At 67.3% G+C, this 14,250-nt stretch carries 11 protein-coding genes; 8 read left to right on the forward strand and 3 right to left on the reverse strand.

Going from position 1 to position 14,250, the window contains the following annotated elements:
• Nucleotides 1-188 precede the first annotated feature (188 nt).
• The 3 genes from GGQ80_RS17960 to pth all read left to right on the forward strand — a co-directional run bounded on the left by GGQ80_RS17960 (nucleotide 189) and on the right by pth (nucleotide 2,511).
• Nucleotides 189-971, forward strand: a complete 783-nt coding sequence (locus tag GGQ80_RS17960; RefSeq protein ID WP_183987437.1) for an IclR family transcriptional regulator domain-containing protein — start codon at nucleotides 189-191, stop codon at nucleotides 969-971.
• A 185-nt stretch (nucleotides 972-1,156) separates the two neighbouring features.
• Complete coding sequence (locus GGQ80_RS17965; RefSeq protein ID WP_183987439.1) at nucleotides 1,157-1,843, forward strand: 50S ribosomal protein L25/general stress protein Ctc; 687 nt, start codon at nucleotides 1,157-1,159, stop codon at nucleotides 1,841-1,843.
• A 98-nt stretch (nucleotides 1,844-1,941) separates the two neighbouring features.
• Nucleotides 1,942-2,511, forward strand: a complete 570-nt coding sequence (gene pth / locus GGQ80_RS17970) for an aminoacyl-tRNA hydrolase (protein WP_183987441.1) — start codon at nucleotides 1,942-1,944, stop codon at nucleotides 2,509-2,511.
• A 3-nt stretch (nucleotides 2,512-2,514) separates the two neighbouring features.
• Here pth and GGQ80_RS17975 read toward each other — a convergent pair whose 3' ends face one another.
• Nucleotides 2,515-4,032: a S1C family serine protease gene (locus GGQ80_RS17975; protein ID WP_425506084.1), complete on the reverse strand. Its 1,518-nt coding sequence runs from the start codon at nucleotides 4,030-4,032 to the stop codon at nucleotides 2,515-2,517.
• 81 nt (nucleotides 4,033-4,113) lie between these two features.
• On the opposite strand from GGQ80_RS17975, the gene GGQ80_RS17980 reads away from it, so the two are divergent.
• Genes GGQ80_RS17980 through GGQ80_RS17995 form a run of 4 tightly spaced genes read left to right on the forward strand, consistent with a single transcriptional unit; the run spans nucleotide 4,114 to nucleotide 9,924 of the window.
• On the forward strand, nucleotides 4,114-5,505 hold the full coding sequence (locus GGQ80_RS17980; RefSeq protein WP_183987443.1) for a hypothetical protein: 1,392 nt from the start codon (nucleotides 4,114-4,116) through the stop codon (nucleotides 5,503-5,505).
• 53 nt (nucleotides 5,506-5,558) lie between these two features.
• Complete coding sequence (locus tag GGQ80_RS17985) at nucleotides 5,559-7,097, forward strand: TadA family conjugal transfer-associated ATPase (protein WP_183987445.1); 1,539 nt, start codon at nucleotides 5,559-5,561, stop codon at nucleotides 7,095-7,097.
• On the forward strand, nucleotides 7,094-8,710 hold the full coding sequence (locus GGQ80_RS17990) for a glycosyltransferase family protein (RefSeq protein ID WP_221364502.1): 1,617 nt from the start codon (nucleotides 7,094-7,096) through the stop codon (nucleotides 8,708-8,710). The genes GGQ80_RS17985 and GGQ80_RS17990 overlap by 4 nt, the downstream gene beginning before the upstream one ends.
• 5 nt (nucleotides 8,711-8,715) lie before the next feature.
• Complete coding sequence (locus tag GGQ80_RS17995; protein WP_246347198.1) at nucleotides 8,716-9,924, forward strand: aspartyl protease family protein; 1,209 nt, start codon at nucleotides 8,716-8,718, stop codon at nucleotides 9,922-9,924.
• A gap of 160 nt (nucleotides 9,925-10,084) precedes the next feature.
• Here GGQ80_RS17995 and fumC read toward each other — a convergent pair whose 3' ends face one another.
• On the reverse strand, nucleotides 10,085-11,467 hold the full coding sequence (gene fumC, locus GGQ80_RS18000) for a class II fumarate hydratase (protein WP_183987449.1): 1,383 nt from the start codon (nucleotides 11,465-11,467) through the stop codon (nucleotides 10,085-10,087).
• Nucleotides 11,468-11,830: 363 nt separating this feature from the next.
• Nucleotides 11,831-12,388, reverse strand: coding sequence for a PEPxxWA-CTERM sorting domain-containing protein (locus GGQ80_RS18005; RefSeq protein ID WP_246347199.1), 558 nt, complete (start codon nucleotides 12,386-12,388; stop codon nucleotides 11,831-11,833).
• Here GGQ80_RS18005 and GGQ80_RS18010 point away from each other — a divergent pair.
• Nucleotides 12,372-13,424 carry a hypothetical protein gene (locus GGQ80_RS18010; protein ID WP_221364503.1) on the forward strand — a complete coding sequence of 351 codons (1,053 nt, stop codon included), beginning with the start codon at nucleotides 12,372-12,374 and terminating at the stop codon, nucleotides 13,422-13,424. The genes GGQ80_RS18005 and GGQ80_RS18010 overlap by 17 nt on opposite strands.
• Nucleotides 13,425-14,250: the final 826 nt, after the last annotated feature.

Here is a 14,250-nt window from a genome sequence, read left to right on the forward strand (position 1 = left end):
CTCCTCGGGCTTGTGCTTCTTCGAAGGCATTCGTCGTCCCTTCCTTGATCCAGACTGTCATAGTCGATGGACCACTCAGAAGGGGGCAGCTCAGCATCAGCGCATGATAACCTGGGCTGGCGTTCGCGCGTACGCGCGGGCATGAGCGGGGTGCCGTTGGAGAGGCGGCGCGGGGGGAAGATAGGCGCGTGGACGAGCTAGACGACGACCGTTCGGGCAGGGCGATTGCTACGCTCACCGGCACCCAGACGCTCGAGCGCGGGCTGGCGCTGATCGCACATGTCGTCGCGGCGCCGGTCACGATCCAGCAGCTGTCCGCCGATGCCGGCCTGACCCTGTCGGTGACGCGCCGTCTGGTCGCAGGCCTGGTCAACCAGGGGTTCCTGACGATCGGCAGCGATCGGCGGCTGCGCGGCGGCGCGCAGCTGATCCGGCTCGGCGTCCAGGCTCAGGGCCAGCTCGACATCGTCGCGGTCGCGCGGCCGTTCCTTACCTCGCTGGCCGAGGCAACGAGCATGTCGTCGTTCCTCGGCGAGCGATCGGGCGATCACTCGATTCATCTGCTTCGATCGCCCGGCAGTCACCGCGTCGTCGTGTCGACCCCGGTCGGCACCCGCCGCGCGCTGGCGGAAACGAGCCTCGGCAAGGCGCTGCTGCTCGACGAACCCGACGCGTGGCCGCGCGTCTTCGCCGCCGCCGAGCCACGCTTCGTCGATCCCGACTGGCGGACCGCGATGGAGCAGGCCCGCCGCGAGGGCGTCGTCCTCCACGCCTCGCCGCCACCCGACAACTTCCGCGCCGTCGCCGCGCCGGTGCGCAACGCCGCCAACGAGATCGTCGCCGCGATCAGCGTCGTGACCCTTGCCCAATATGCCGACGCCGACGTGCTCGACCGGACGAAGCATCTCGTGCGCGACCATGCCCGCCAGGTCAGCGAAAGCCTCGGCGCCTTGCCGAACGGGCAATCCTGAAGCGTTTTCGGGTATCCTGATACCCGTCGCCCCAGTTCGAGTGTGAAGAGTCTCAACATTCGCGGGTCGGCTTTGCCCGTCCGGTTGCCTTCCACCGTCTCCTCGGCTATGCGCCCCCGCTTCCGGCCATGGTCATCCCTGGAGGCGTGACCGGAAGACAACACCGCCCGTTTCGGAGAATATGCATGAGCGACACCATTACGCTCGCAGCCGAGACGCGCGACCGGGTTGGCAAGGGAGCCTCCCGGGCGCTGCGTCGTGATGGCCGCGTCCCCGCCGTGATCTATGGCCAGAACAAGGAACCGACCTCGATCCATCTCGAGGAGAAGGCGCTCGTCAAGGCGCTGAACACCGGTCACTTCATGAATTCGGTCATCATGGTCGCCGGTCAGCGCACGCTGCCCAAGGACGTCCATTTCCACCCGGTTACCGACCGTCCCGTCCACGTCGACTTCCTGCGCATCAGCGAGCACGCGACCGTCACCGTCGCGGTGCCGGTGGTGTTCCAGGATGAGGAAGAGGCGCCCGGCCTGAAGCAGGGCGGCGTGCTCAACATCGTCCGCCACGAGGTCGAGCTGGTCGTCGACGCCGCGAACATCCCCACCGAGATCACCGTCTCGCTGAAGGGCCGCGAGCTGGGCGACACCATCCACATCAGCGACGTCAAGCTGCCCCAGGGCGTCGAGCCCGCGGTCGACGACCGCGACTTCACCGTCGCGACGATCGTCGCCCCGTCGGCGCTGCGCGCCGAGGGTGCCGACGCCGAGATCCCGGGTGCCGAGCTGGCGGCGATGGACGCCGGCCTCGACCCGAACGCCGCATCGGAAGACGCCGAGTCGACTGACGAGGCCGAGGGCGACAAGGGCGAGTAAGCCCCTCGCACCTTGCGATATTGAAGCGGCGGCTCGGGGCGACCCGGCCGCCGTTTTCGTTCTTGGTGTGACGGCGGCCACGTGGAAGGAAACACGACGTGCAGATCTGGGCAGGCCTCGGCAATCCGGGCGCGCAACATGCGATGCAGCGGCACAATGTCGGCTTCATGGCGGTCGACGCGATCGCCGAGGTCCATGGCTTCGGCGCGGTCAAGAAGCAGTTCCAGGGCTGGACGCAGGAGGGGCGGATCGGCCCCGCGAAGATCCTGCTGCTGAAGCCCGCGACCTATATGAACGAAAGCGGTCGCTCGATCGCCGAGGCGCTGCGCTTCTACAAGCTGGGGGTCGAGGCGCTGACGGTGTTCCACGACGAGCTCGATCTCGCGCCCTTCAAGGTCAAGGTGCGCGTCGGTGGTGGCCTCGCCGGGCACAACGGGCTTCGCTCGACCGACCAGCATCTCGGCCCCGACTTCCGCCGCGTCCGCCTCGGCATCGGTCATCCCGGGCACAAGGACCGAGTGACCGGCCATGTGCTCGGCAATTACGCGAAGGCCGAGATCGATCCGCTCAGCGACATGCTTGGCGCCATCGCCGCGGAGGCGCCGCTGCTCGCCGCCGGTGACCACACGCGGTTCATGAACGACGTCGCGCTGCGGATGCAGGGATAACCCCTACTTCCCCGCCGACTGGCAGCGATAGACCAGCTTTTCGTTCGGCAACGGCGGCAGCGTCGCTCGCACCGCCGCCTGCTGGCCCGCCAGCGCCTCGAGCGCCGCCTGGCCGACGCCGCACGCCGCAGGCTCCTTCCCCGCCGCCTTGCGCACGGTGTCCATCGCCCCGGCGCCTAGGAAGTAGCGCGTGTCGGTATAGGTCCGCGTCGCCGGATCGAAGCCGCGCACCGACACCGTCTGCTCGTCATCGGGGACGATGATCCGTTCCCAGCGCGACCCCGTCGGTACGAACGGCGTCCGGCCGTTCGCGCAGCCGCCCCGGCCCCAATCGAGCGACACGTCGCCGATCAACGACACCGTCACCCGGCTCCGTTCCGGCTGGAGCACGCAGACCAGCTTGCCCAACGCCGCCGCCGATCCGGGCTCCGCCACCGCCGCCGGCAGGTCGGCGGGCAGCGTCGGATCGCCCGAGGGCCGCAGCACGAACACCACTACCGCCGCGAGCACCGCGACCACGCCGCCGGCCGCGGTCCAGATCGCCGCCCGCCGGCGCCCCCGCGACTCCGCCAGCCCGGCGCCCCCGATCGCCAACGCGCCCATCACCAGCAGCACGCCCGCGATCGCCATGACGTTTTCGCGCGTCCGCTCCGCTTCGTTGCGTGCCTTGGCCAGCGCCTCCTCGCGCGCCATCGCTGCGCGCGTGGCGGCGTCGCGGCGCGCAGTGGCGGCCTCCGCCCGGGCCTCGGCATCGGCCTCGCTATCGTCACGCAGTCGCTGCTCGATCGAGGTACAGGGCGTACCGACCGAGGCATAGGGCTGCCCCGCCTCGCGCAGGAACGCCGCGACCTCGCTGTCGGCGATCGCGAAGCCAAAGGTCGAATCTCCCTCCTCGCCCCTGGTGATCGCCGAGTTGATGCCCAGCACCCGCCCGCAGCGGTCAAGCAGCGGCCCGCCCGAATTGCCCCGCGCGATGCTGGCGGTGTGGAGCAGCACCTCGACCCCGGACAGCGCGCGCCGCCCCGAGAAGACGCCTTCGGAGCGCACTGGCGACATCGGCCGGATATAGTCCGCCGCCGACCGCGCCGTCGCCAGGTCGACGTTGCCGGGATAGCCCAGCGCGACCACGCCCTCGCCGTCGCCGGCCGGCCCGGTGTAGAGCGTCGCCGGCGGCAGCTTCGTGCCCGCAAACTCGATCAGCGCCAGGTCGCGCTGCGAATCATAGGCGATCACCTTGCCCTGGTACGACTTGTCGCCTTCCGAGGGCACGATGCCGATGACGACATTGTCGGGATAGCGGTCGGCGAGTTCCATGACATGCGCGTTGGTCAGCACGCGATTGGGCGCGATCGCCACCCCGCTGCCGTGGCCGAAGCCGACGACCTCGCCATCGACCGCGGCGATCGTCACCACGCGCACCACGCCGCGTCCCGCCGCGGCGATATCGTCGGCGCGCGCCGATCCCGACCAGCCAACGGCCAGCGCCACAAGCGCCCATGCCAGACGTACGACCCACATCATTGCCGCGCGCCCTCGCCAATACCGGCGATCGAGGCAAGCGGTTAACGCGGTTTCAACCATGTTTGCATAATGGGGGCGGCGATGCGCCCGCTCCCGACGATCCGCCCGGCGTGGCGCTGGCCGCTGGTCGCCGTGGCCGCGCTGGCAGTGGCGCTGGCGACGCGCTGGCCGCTGATCGGCAGTCCGTTCGCCGGCCTCGACGAGCAATTCTATTTGCTGGCCGGAGACCGGCTACTTCACGGTGCGCTGCCCTATGTCGACGTGTGGGATCGCAAGCCGTTCGGCCTGTTCCTGCTCTATGCCGCGATGCGGCAGCTGCCGGGCGACGGTATCCTCGCCTATCAGCTCGTATCGACGGCCTTCGTCGCGCTTGCCGGCATATTGACTGTCGCGGTGGCGCGGCGCGGCGCGGGCTGGACCGCCTCGCTCGCCGCCGGCGGGGTGGTGATCGGGGGATCGACGTTCCTCGGCGTCGGGCTGGGCGAGGCACCCGTCTTCTACGACCCGCTGGTGATCGCCGCCGCGTGGTTGATCCTCGCCAGGCGCGGCGGCGGCTGGGCGATGCTGTTGATGGGCATCGCGATCACCATCAAGACGACCGCGGTCTTCGAAGGGATCGCCTTCGGCGTGCTCCTGCTGCTGACACACCGCGAGCGGGGCTTTCCCGCCCTCGTCGGTCGCGCGGCCCGCTATGCGCTGATCGGCGCCGCGCCGACGCTCGCCATCGCCGGCTTTTACGCGTCGCAAGGTGACTTTGCCGCCTTCTGGTTCGCCAACGTCACCTCGATCCTGCGCCGCCAGGGCGGGACGAGCGACGCCAGCCTAATCCAGCTCGTCGCCTCGCTTCTGTTGGTCGCGCCGCTCGCGTTGCCCGCCGTCATCGGTTGGAGGCGCGCGCGGGACCGCATGCTGCTCGGCGCCTGGAGCATGGCGGCAGGGCTCGGCTTCCTCGCGGTCGGCTATTTTGCCTTCCACTATGCGCTGCCGCTGCTCGCCCCCCTCGCGATCCTCGCGGCACAGGGGCTGCCGCGGCGAGCCGCGCCGATCGCGGCTACGCTGGTCGCCTCCCTGCTTGGCTGGCAGGCGGTACAGGCCTCGCCAACCGAGCAAGACCGTTCGGATCTCGCCCGCCTTCTCAAAGCGCTACCCGCCGACGTCGCCACCCACTGCCTGCTGGTGCGCGAGGGGCCCGCAATCCTCTACCACGCAGCGCACGCCTGCCTCGCCAGCCCCTATGCATTCCCGGGCCACTTTGCCGCGGCGGGCGAGGCAAGGGCGCTCGGCCGCCCCCGCGCCGCCATCCTCGACGACGCGCTCGCCCGCCGCCCCGCCGCGATCGTCGACCGCGCCTGGCCGGCCGATGCGACGCGGCTGCGCGCTCTCGGCTATCGCCCCAGCGGTCCCTTCACGATGCGGCTCTACGGCGCGACGCGCGTCCCCCTGATCGTCTGGCGCCGAGGGTCGGATGGTTAGGAGAATATCAAGCCTTCGCGCTTACCCCGGCGCCCGGTAAAAAGGACAATCGCATGAGTGCTTTCGGGCGTCGCAACGGGATGAGTGCTGGCCAGGGTGCGCGCCCGGCCTTCGGTGTCGCCCGACCCATGCAGGGCGGCGGCACCGCGCCACGTACCGATGATCTCGGTGGCAGCCAGTTTCCGCCGGTCGACGCGGCGGCACTGCCGCTCGACGGCGGCACGCCCGCCGATCCCTTCGCCGCCGCGCTCGGCCAGATGGATGCGATGGCACGGCTGACCGAGCGTCAGAACGCCAGCGGCGACGCCGGCAACAGCCGAGTCGAGGGATTCGAGGCCTCGATCCACCGCATCAAGGAACAGGTCCTTCCGCGCCTGCTGGAGCGAGTCGATCCCGAAGCCGCGGCGACGCTGGCCAAGGACGAGCTGGCGGAGGAATTCCGCCCGATCATCGGCGAGGTGCTCGCAGAGCTGAAGCTGACGCTCAACCGCCGCGAGCAATTCGCGCTCGAAAAGGTGCTGGTCGACGAGCTCCTCGGCCTTGGGCCGCTCGAGGAGCTGCTGGCCGACCCGGCGATCAGCGACATCATGGTCAACGGCCCCGAGCAGACCTATGTCGAGCGCAAGGGCAAGCTGGAGCTGGCGCAGATCCAGTTCCGCGACGAGGAGCATCTGTTCCAGATCGCGCAGCGCATCTGCAACTCGGTCGGCCGCCGCGTCGACCAGACCACCCCGCTTGCCGACGCCCGCCTGAAGGACGGCAGCCGCGTCAACGTGATCGTGCCGCCGCTGAGCCTGAAGGGCACCGCGATCTCGATCCGTAAGTTTTCTGCGAAGCCGATCACGCTCGACATGATGGCGGGCGGCGGATCGATGTCGCCCAAGATGGCGACCGCACTGAAGATCGCCGGCGCCAGCCGCTTCAACATCGTCATCTCGGGCGGCACCGGTTCGGGCAAGACGACGATGCTCAACGCATTGTCGAAGATGATCGACCCGGGCGAGCGCGTGCTGACGATCGAGGACGCGGCCGAACTCCGCCTGCAGCAGCCGCACTGGCTGCCGCTGGAAACCCGCCCCGCCAACCTCGAAGGCCAGGGCGAGATTTCGATCCGCGACCTCGTCAAGAACGCGCTTCGTATGCGCCCCGATCGCATCATCCTCGGCGAAATTCGTGGCAGCGAGTGTTTCGACATGCTCGCCGCCATGAACACCGGCCACGACGGTTCGATGTGTACGCTCCACTCCAATTCCCCTCGCGAAGCACTGGCGCGTATGGAAAACATGGTGATGATGTCGGACATCAAGGTGCCGAAGGAGGCGATCAGCCGGCAGATCGCTGATTCGGTCGACCTCATCATCCAGGTGAAGCGCCTGCGCGATGGCTCGCGCCGCGTCACCAACGTCACCGAGGTGATCGGCATGGAAGGCCCCGTCATCGTGACGCAGGAGCTGTTCAAGTTCGAGTATCTCGACGAAAGCGCCGACGGCAAGATCATCGGCGAGTATCGCTCGATGGGCCTGCGCCCCTATACCATCGACAAGGCCAAGCAGTTCGGGTTCGACCAGGCGTTCCTCGAATCCTGCCTGTGATCTCGCTCCCGCGTCACCTCGCCGGATCGGAACCGCGCCTCGCCATGCGACCGCAGCAGCGCGAGGCTTCGACGCGGCAGCGGGGTGACGTGGGCCATCGGCGCGAGCGGCTGGCGCTTCCCGCCATCCTGCTGCTCGCCCTCGCGCTGCGCCTGATCGCGGCGAGCGTGCCGTCAGTCCACCATCCCGACGAGGTCTTCCAGTATCTGGAGGCCGCGCACCGGCTCGTCTTCGGCTATGGCATCGTGCCGTGGGAATATCATGTCGGCATCCGCAACTGGCTGTTCCCGCTGATCCTCGCCGCGCCGATGGCGCTCGGCGGATGGCTGGCGCCGGGCGGGACATTGTACCTGGCCCTGCCCAAGGCGCTGATGCTCGCGCTGTCGCTCATCGTGCCGTGGAGCGGCTGGCGGCTGGGTCTGATGGCATCGCGCACCCATGCGCTGGTCGCCGCGCTGGTGCTCGCGACCTGGTCCGAATTCATCTACTTTGCGCCGCACAGCCTGTCGGAAAACCTTGCTACCGCGCTGCTGCTGCCCGGCGCCGTCCTGCTTGCCGGAACGCCGGGCCGCCGGGCGCTCGCACTGGCGGGGGTGCTCCTCGGCCTGGCGGTACTCGCCCGCTTCCAGGTGCTGCCGATCGCCGGCGTGCTGGCGCTATTCGCGGGCAAGACCGACGTCCGGCGCTGGCTGATGCTAGCGGCCGGCGGATGCGTCGCCCTGGCGATCGGCATCGCCATCGACCTTGCGACCGGCATGGTGCCGTTCAGCTGGCTGGTCGCCAATATCCACGAGAACATCGTGTCGGGCCGCGCCGCGCAGTACGGCACGCTCGGCATGCTCGGCTATGTCACATGGTTCGAATTCATGTGGAGCTGGTGGCTGATCGCGATCCTGCCGCTGGTACGGTTCGGCATGAAGCGCCAGCCGGCGCTGTTCTGGGCCGCGACCGCCAATCTGGTCCTGCTCAGCCTCGTCGGCCACAAGGAATATCGCTTCGTCGAGTTCACTGCCGTCGCCTATATCCTGCTGGCCGCGATCGGCACGGTCGACGCGATCGCGCTGATCCGCCGCCGCTGGCCGACCGTCAGCCGGCAGGGCGCCTTCGCCGCCGCCGCGTTGCTGTGGCTGGCCGCCTCCGCCTCGATCGCGACGACCGAGCCGATGCGCGCCAACATCGGACGCGCCACCGCGACGCTCGCCGCGACCGACCTTCTGCGCACCGATGCGGACGCCTGCGGGATCGCGCTGCTGCCCGATCTCGTCGAGTGGGGCGGCTACGCCCATCTTCACCGCCCGCTGCCGATCAACTATTTCGACGCCAACGATCCGGCGCTGGCCGGACTGACGCCGACCCAGGCGCTGCGGCGCTGGGCGCCGACGTATAATCGCATCATCGCCGTCCCCCGCCTGACCGCCGCGCTGCCGCCGGGCTATGTCCGTGGCCAGTGTTTCGCGGAAGCGGGCAAGCCGGGGCCGGCGATCTGCGTCTATGCCCGGCCGGGCGGATGCGCCGATGCCAGCGCCTCGCCGTTCCTGCTGCAGAAGGTGTTCGACCGCAGCGACCAGCAACTCCGCGAGATCGCCCGCCGCGCCGCCCGCCGCCTTTCCTGAAGACCATGGGCACGCTAACCAGCGCCATGTTTCGCCCGGCGCTGATCGCCCTCCCCCTGCTCGTCGCGCTGCCCGCCGCTGCCCCGCCCGCGCCGGTGGACGGGATCGTCACGCTCGCCCCCGATGCCGAGGCGCGCTGGATCGCGTTCGACCTGACGCCGGGCAACCAGATCCGCTTCGAGCTCGAGCTCGACGGCAGGCCGCTGTCGGCGGTGCTCGACACCGGCGGCAGCTATTCGCTGCTGTCGCGCCGCGCCGCCGCGACCGACCCGGCACGGGTGACGAGCGGCGGGCGGGCGACCGCGATCGGCGGCGCCCTCGCGCTCGACTGGATGCCGACCGCCAGCATCGCGTTCGGCGGCCTTTCCCGCGAGGGCGGGCGTATTGCCGTTGCCGATCTTCCCGCCAGCGCCACCGGCGGGGTTCGCGGCGTCGACATGCTCGTCGGACGCGATCTGATCGCGGGACAGGCGCTCGACATCGACTATGCCAACCATCGCTTCCGCCTGATCCCGTCGGGCCGGCTGCCCTTCACCGGGGCGGTCGCGCCGCTGTCGGTGTCGCCGCAGCGGCTGGTGTACGAAAGCGCCATCGCGATCGGCGGCCAGCGGATCGCGCCGGTCATCGTCGATACCGGCGACGGCTCGTCGATCACGCTCGCCGATGCCGCCTGGAACGTCGCTGGACTGACCCGGGCGGTGCCGACGACGACGACCGTCGGCTATGGCCTGGCGGGCGAGACGGTTAACACGCTGGCCATCGCCCCCGCGGTGTCGATCGGCGCGCTGACCGCGCGCAACGTCGAGCTGAAGGTGGAGCCGAGCGGCGGTTTCTCGCAGACGGTCGGGGTGTCGGGGCGGATCGGGTCGGGTTTTCTCCAGCATTATCGCGTCCTCCTCGATCCCGGCGCCGGGCGGATGGTGCTCCAGCCCGCCGCCACCGCCGACCAGCCGCCGCTGCGATCGACCAGCGGGCTGTTGACCGGGGTGCTGCCGGGGCGGCTGCGCGTGCTCCACGTCATGCGCGGCAGCCCGGCCGAGGCCGGCGGCTGGCAGAAGGGCGACGAGATCTGCGCCGTCGACGGGGCGGGGATCGGCACGGGCTATGTCGGCAGCGCGGCGTCGCGATGGTCGGTCGGGGCGCCGGGGCGCGTGGTGGCGCTGACGGTGTGTGGGGGCGGGGTGAAGCCGTTGAGGTTGGCCAGCTTCTATTGAGCCCCTCCCCTTCAGGAGTGCCGGGTCGGTCGATCCGCCGGATCGACCTGAAGCTGCCGGGGGCAGCTTCACCCGGAACTGGGTTGGGGTGGGGGCGGCAGGCGCTGCACTCTGCGAGGCATCCCCCACCCCCTGCCCCTCCCCTGAGGGGAGGGGTGGATCAACCCAGCATATCCTCGGCCCGAACCACCCGATCGAACGTCTCGGCGTCGACCAGCCCCAGCGTCAGCCCGGCCTCGCGCAGCGTCAGGCCCTGTTCGTGCGCGTGCTTGGCGATTTTCGCGGCATTGTCATAGCCGATCGCCGGTGCCAGCGCGGTGACGAGCATCAGCGAGCGGTCGACCAGCTCGCCGATCCGCGCCCGATTCGCCTCCAGCCCCTCGACGCAGCGGGTCGCGAAGCTGTCCATCCCCACGGCGAGCAGATGGATCGAGCGCAGCACCGCCGCGCCGATCATCGGCTTGAACACGTTGAGTTCGAGGTGCCCCTGCATTCCCCCGACCGTCACCGCAGCGTGGTTGCCGATCACCTGGCCGGCGACCATCGTCAGCATCTCGCACTGCGTCGGATTGACCTTGCCCGGCATGATCGAGCTGCCCGGCTCGTTGGCCGGCAGGTCGAGCTCGCCGAGGCCACAGCGTGGGCCTGAACCCAACAGGCGGATATCGTTGGCGATCTTCGTCAGCGCCACCGCCAGCGTGTTGAGCGTCCCCGACAGGTGGACGAGCGGATCGTTCGACGCCAGCGCCTCGAAGCTGTTCTCTGCCGGAATGAACGGATGCCCCGTCAGATCGCGCAGCGCTGCGCAGAAATCCTCCGCAAAGCCCTTGGGCGCGTTCAGCCCGGTGCCGACCGCGGTGCCGCCCTGCGCCAGCCGATTGGTGCCATGCTCGACCGCAGGCTCGATCCGGCGGCGGCAGCGATAGAGCTGGTTGGCATAGCCGGAAAACTCCTGCCCCAGCGTCAGCGGCGTCGCATCCTGCAGGTGGGTACGGCCGATCTTGACGATGTCCGCCCAGCCCTTCGCCTTGCCATCGAGCGCGGCGTGGAGCCGGTCGAGCGCGGGGAACAACGACCGCGTCACCGCGAACGAGGCCGCGATGTGGAGCGCGGTCGGGAAGCTGTCGTTCGACGACTGGCCGCGATTGACGTCGTCGTTGGGGTGGACCGGCGACTTGCCGCCGCGGGTGCCGGTCAGCATCTCGTTGGCGCGGCCGGCGATCACCTCATTGACGTTCATGTTCGACTGGGTGCCGCTGCCCGTCTGCCAGATGACGAGCGGGAACTGGTCGTCGAGCTTGCCGTCGATCACCTCGGCGGCGGCGGCGTCGATCGCATCGGCCTTTTCCGCACCCAGCCCCTCGCGGTTCACCCGCGCCGCGGCGCGCTTCACCAGCGCCAGCGCGTGGACGATGCCGATCGGCATCCGCTCGGTCGCGCCGAAGGGAAAATTCTCGAGGCTCCGCTCGGTCTGCGCGCCCCAATAGGCATCGGCGGGAACCTCGATTGGGCCGATCGAGTCGGTTTCGGTGCGGATGGTCATGCGGGATCGATCCTGAAGGCTGGGGCGCGAATGTTGAGACTCTTCACACTCGAAACGGGGTCGACCGCAAGGGCACGCGGCGAATGTTGAGACTCTTCACACCTCGTGGCGACCCCGGCCCGAACGTCGCGGCCGTGCGGCGCGGACGGCGGCTTGGTGCAGGCGGGGCTGACGATCATGAGCGCATCGAAACACATCGTCGCCGTGTAGGACAGCCGGATTTCGCCGATGGTGAGCCTTGGTGTCCGGAAGGCCCGGCCTAACTTTCGTAAGCGGCCGTTCCGCTATCGCCCCACAAGCGGACATCGGAAAGGCCGCCAGCTTTCAATCTGACGGCCTCTCTCGCTTCGCTTTAGCGCGTGGCTAGGCCAGCGACACCTTGGCGCTACGACGGCGATAGCGCGAGGCCGCACCCACCATGCCGAAGCCGCCGATCATCATCGCCCACGACGCAGGCTCGGGCACGGCGCTGGTGATTGGCAAGGTACCTTTGTCAAGCCCGACGCCTATGCTTACAAGCTTATCAAAGCCTTCAGCGCCATACGTCAAATAAATGTCTTGATAGATGTCGTTTTTATAAATCACAAAACTAAAGTCGTTTGTTCCTGGCAGAGTTCGCTGAACGCTATTGAGAGTTCCACCTATCACCAAAAGGCTCTGAAAGTCTTGTAGTCCTACTTGGGATGTGGTGTATTTAGTGCCACCTACTTTACCAGAAAAACTAGTCAAACTGTAGGACTCGGCGTTTTTTTCGAGGGTGAATGAGCCGAACGTATTTTTACTTTCAATTGGATCCTTTGCGCCAAAATCGAAAACAAAAGTTGCTGCCGGCGCCGAGCTGACGATACCCACGCTCAGCAGCGCAGCGATAGATAGAAGTCGAAGCATGTATTTTCCCCCATATTTGGAATTGGTATCCATGTCGGTAACGCCTTGGGCGGCCATGCGCATCGGGCATGGGTTCGGGGATGAAAAGCCGCGCACGAATGTCCTGTCCTGGGACGGCGGCAGGGTGTTAGCGACACAAGCGAAAAGGGGATCGCGTGTGGACGAGCTACCGGTACGCCACCTGTCACGGCTGGGCGGAGAGATGCACATGTCCGCGATCGCAGCGTTGAAGATCCTGTCGCCCGGGATAGAAGATAAAGCTATCGTCGCGCTTGTCGCGCTGCGCGTCTGCCTGCCGGATTGGACCCAGGGCGATCGTCCAGCGCCGCCGGTCGATATACGACACACCACAACGCTGCGCTCGATGGCGCGCTCGCTCAAATGGCCGCTTGGGTCGATGCATGCGATGGTGGCTCGACTGATCGAGGACGGGTTGATCGCCCGTGAGCGGCGCGGCCTCTTTATCGCACCTGCCGCAGCAGACCGGGTCATACCGTATCTGGAGGCCGTTCACGACCTGACGTTGCGCCTTGCTGAGGACTATCACGCCGCCGGCGGGCTACGCCCCTCCCGACGGCCGGGCCCGTGCTCGCTAGCCACATTGCTCGCCGTCGCGCTCGACATCATGCTGGTGCCGTTCGAGACGTTTGGTGCCAGCCTCGGTGATTGGACTGCGACCAAATTGTGGAACAGTATCGCGATCCTATCGGTCCGGCGGATCGTCCTCGACCCCGAACTGAGCCGGCGCTACGCGGTCGGCCCGCCTCCCGACAGCGAGCGGCGCGCGGTGCCCGCGACGCGGCTGCGCGAGATTGCTGAGGTCAAGCTGGCGACCGCGTGGCGACGGCTACGCGCGTTGGAGGAAGCGGGGCGCATTAGCCAGCGCGATGGCGGATGGCTGATCCGCACTGACCAATTCCTCGAGAAGGATCTCAACGCGACCTTTCGCGCGGGCGTCGTCTATTATCTGCGGCGACTGAACGAGCTGGTCGCCGCCGGGCTTAATCCTGCAAACCCACCATATTTTAATGGCCGCCCGCCGTGGATGGGGGAGGAACCGCTCAAATAAGGGCATATCGAAACGGGTCATCCATGTCTGCTCTCTACTGAGGCTGTGTGAAAACGTCTCGTCGCATCCGAAACGAGCAACAACCGAATCACATTGAGAACCGCGTGTCAAAACAGAATCAAGAGGCGTCCAACTTTGAATCTTTGTTGCTTGTCACGCGTCGCGTTTTACGTTTTCACACAGCCTCCACTAGGATCGGTTGTCCCGCCACGCTAGGGCGCTGCTCCAAAGCGGCACTTCCGCTGTCGCCCCAATTGCCGACATTCCCGTCGCCGTCTTGGATCTGACGATGAGTGACAACTCAATTGTTGAGAGGACCAGCATAATTCGCGATTGCAGTGGCCGTAACGCGATAGTCAGCGTCTCCGCTTGAGTTGCTTCCATCGACTAAGCCATTCGCGCACCGTCAAGCACGTCCACACAACCGCTGCGCCTATGAATCCAATCAATATGGATTTGTAGTTCTCGATAAACAGTAAAGGTTTCAAGGATGAGCTGAGATAAACCGCCACTATCAGTAGCATAGCCTGCGGAACTAAAGACGTATACATGATTATGCGGAACGCCATATTCGCTTCGTTCCACGGACCCCTCATTTGCCGGTCTCCTAAATTGATGTCGAAGCTCGGAGCGAGTTCAGCATGTCGCGTCAACATTCGACTACGAGAGCGAGCGGATGGTTATCTACTGAATTGGCGACTGCTGACTGTCAACGTCGGCTAGCCACCAGTAGCGTTGGGGTGGACGCCCCCTGACGGCATCGATGTGCCAGAGTGGAGGTGTTGAAGCACCACTGCAGGAGGCGTCCATGGAAGAGGTTAGCACA

This window comes from Sphingomonas jinjuensis (assembly GCF_014197105.1).
GTDB lineage: Bacteria > Pseudomonadota > Alphaproteobacteria > Sphingomonadales > Sphingomonadaceae > Sphingomonas > Sphingomonas jinjuensis.

Bases quoted from the DNA above. Each gene is read 5' to 3' on its own strand.
- GGQ80_RS17965 (WP_183987439.1), top strand. From the start codon at position 1,157: ATGAGCGACACCATTACGCTCGCAGCCGAGACGCGCGACCGGGTTGGC.
- GGQ80_RS17975 (WP_425506084.1), bottom strand. From the start codon at position 4,032: ATGATGTGGGTCGTACGTCTGGCATGGGCGCTTGTGGCGCTGGCCGTT.
- GGQ80_RS17980 (WP_183987443.1), top strand. From the start codon at position 4,114: ATGCGCCCGCTCCCGACGATCCGCCCGGCGTGGCGCTGGCCGCTGGTC.
- GGQ80_RS17985 (WP_183987445.1), top strand. From the start codon at position 5,559: ATGAGTGCTTTCGGGCGTCGCAACGGGATGAGTGCTGGCCAGGGTGCG.
- GGQ80_RS17995 (WP_246347198.1), top strand. From the start codon at position 8,716: ATGGGCACGCTAACCAGCGCCATGTTTCGCCCGGCGCTGATCGCCCTC.
- fumC (WP_183987449.1), bottom strand. From the start codon at position 11,467: ATGACCATCCGCACCGAAACCGACTCGATCGGCCCAATCGAGGTTCCC.
- GGQ80_RS18005 (WP_246347199.1), bottom strand. From the start codon at position 12,388: ATGGATACCAATTCCAAATATGGGGGAAAATACATGCTTCGACTTCTA.